Genomic DNA, 1840 nt, shown 5'->3' with positions numbered 1-1840 from the left:
AAGAATTCAAAACCAACTTTCTTATAAACTAGGACAAGCTTTGATTTTAAATTCTAAAAGTGTATTCGGTTTTTTATCTTTACCTTTTATAATATTAAGTATTGTTATTTCACATAAACAAGAACAAAAAGCTTATAAATTTAAAGTAAAGAAAAATCCAAATTTAGCTTTACCTCCTTTAAGTTCATATGATGATTATAATGAAGCTTTAAAAATAAAAAATCATTTTTCTTATAAATTAGGAGAAGAATTTATTAAGGCTAGTAAAAATTGGTATAAAGGTAGATTATTCTTATTGCCTTATAGAGTTTTTAAGCTTTATAAGAAATTTAGGAAAAAACAATGAAAACCGTAGGCGTAGTTATCCCAATCTATAATGTAGAAAAATATTTAAGAGAATGTTTAGATAGTGTTGTCAATCAAACTTATAAAAATTTACAAGTTGTACTTGTAAATGATGGTAGCACAGATGAAAACTCACTCAATATAGCCAAAGAATATACTTTAAAAGATGAAAGATTTATACTTTTTGATAAAGAAAATGGGGGGCTTTCTTCATCTCGTAATGTAGGCATAGAATTCTTTAGTAAAGAATATGATTTTAAAAACATTACCCAAGAATTAAAAGAAAACTCCTTAGTAGAATTTAAACTAGACAATGAAGATAATCCTTATAATATTTATAAAATATATAAAAGTTCAAATTTCTTTAAAAATAAAGATGAACTTTTAAATTTTAAAGCTCCTGATATTGATTATATTATCTTTTTAGATTCTGATGATTATTGGGAATTAAATTGCATAGAAGAATGTGTTCCTAGAATGGATGGGGTTGAGGTGGTTTGGTTTGATTGGAAAAAGCGATATGACGGTGTTAAAGAAAATAAAACAGATGAAAATTTTACCTGGATGATTTTAAGAGATAAAGGAATAATTCATTCTTTGGAATGGTTTGAGGAGATGCAAAAACTTGATAATAAGCTATTTGCATTTTGTATTCAAGGAATGATTGATTTTATCTTTTTAAAAAAGATTAAATTAAAATTTATAGATAAAGTTGTTTCAGAAGATTTTCATTTTGGCATTATGCTATTTTTCCAAGCGCAGTATATTTATATCTTAAATCGGAAATTATATACCTATAGGATAAGAGCTAATAGCATTTGTAGTCACGAAGGAAAGGTTTCTAAAGAAAGTATCTCTCCATTTATTAGTGGTGTTTATAAAGATTTTCAATATGATGGTTATAAAACAAAATTATATCACTATATAGCTAGTTGTATTATAATGATTAAAAATATAATCAAACATATAGAATTTCAACATGACTTTAGAAAAATTGATATTTTGAAAAATCTTTTTATAGCAGAAATGTTAAAACATGCATCTCCTATTTTAGAATTTGATATAGATCCTTGGAGTATGAAAAATGAGTATAAAATTTTAAAATCACTTTATTTTTCAGACAAGCCAAACATAGGAGCTCTTTTAAGAATTCAAAACCAACTTTCTTATAAACTAGGACAAGCTTTGATTTTAAATTCTAAAAGTGTATTCGGTTTTTTATCTTTACCTTTTATAATATTAAGTATTGTTATTTCACATAAACAAGAACAAAAAGCTTATAAATTTAAAGTAAAGAAAAATCCAAATTTAGCTTTACCTCCTTTAAGTTCATATGATGATTATAATGAAGCTTTAAAAATAAAAAATCATTTTTCTTATAAATTAGGAGAAGAATTTATTAAGGCTAGTAAAAATTGGTATAAAGGTAGATTATTCTTATTGCCTTATAGAGTTTTTAAGCTTTATAAGAAATTTAGGAAAAAACAATGAAAAC

1 protein-coding gene and 1 pseudogene are annotated in these 1840 nt (G+C 24.3%); both read left to right on the top strand.

The window, feature by feature from the left end; translation table 11 throughout:
* Positions 1-346: pseudogene (locus tag AJN58_RS02345) on the top strand (alpha-2,3-sialyltransferase); the annotation flags it as partial.
* Positions 343-1836, top strand: a complete 1494-nt coding sequence (locus AJN58_RS02340) for a glycosyltransferase family 2 protein (RefSeq protein WP_070210652.1) — start codon at positions 343-345, stop codon at positions 1834-1836. The pseudogene AJN58_RS02345 and the gene AJN58_RS02340, both read left to right, overlap by 4 nt.
* The last annotated feature ends 4 nt before the right edge of the window (positions 1837-1840 follow it).

The sequence above is a fragment of the Campylobacter sp. BCW_4321 genome, from assembly GCF_001763075.1.
GTDB lineage: Bacteria > Campylobacterota > Campylobacteria > Campylobacterales > Campylobacteraceae > Campylobacter_D > Campylobacter_D jejuni.
The sequence above is the reverse complement of the archived record's forward strand: the minus strand, read 5'-3'. Positions and strand labels throughout refer to the sequence as shown.

Bases quoted from the DNA above. Each gene is read 5' to 3' on its own strand.
- AJN58_RS02340 (WP_070210652.1), top strand. From the start codon at position 343: ATGAAAACCGTAGGCGTAGTTATCCCAATCTATAATGTAGAAAAATAT.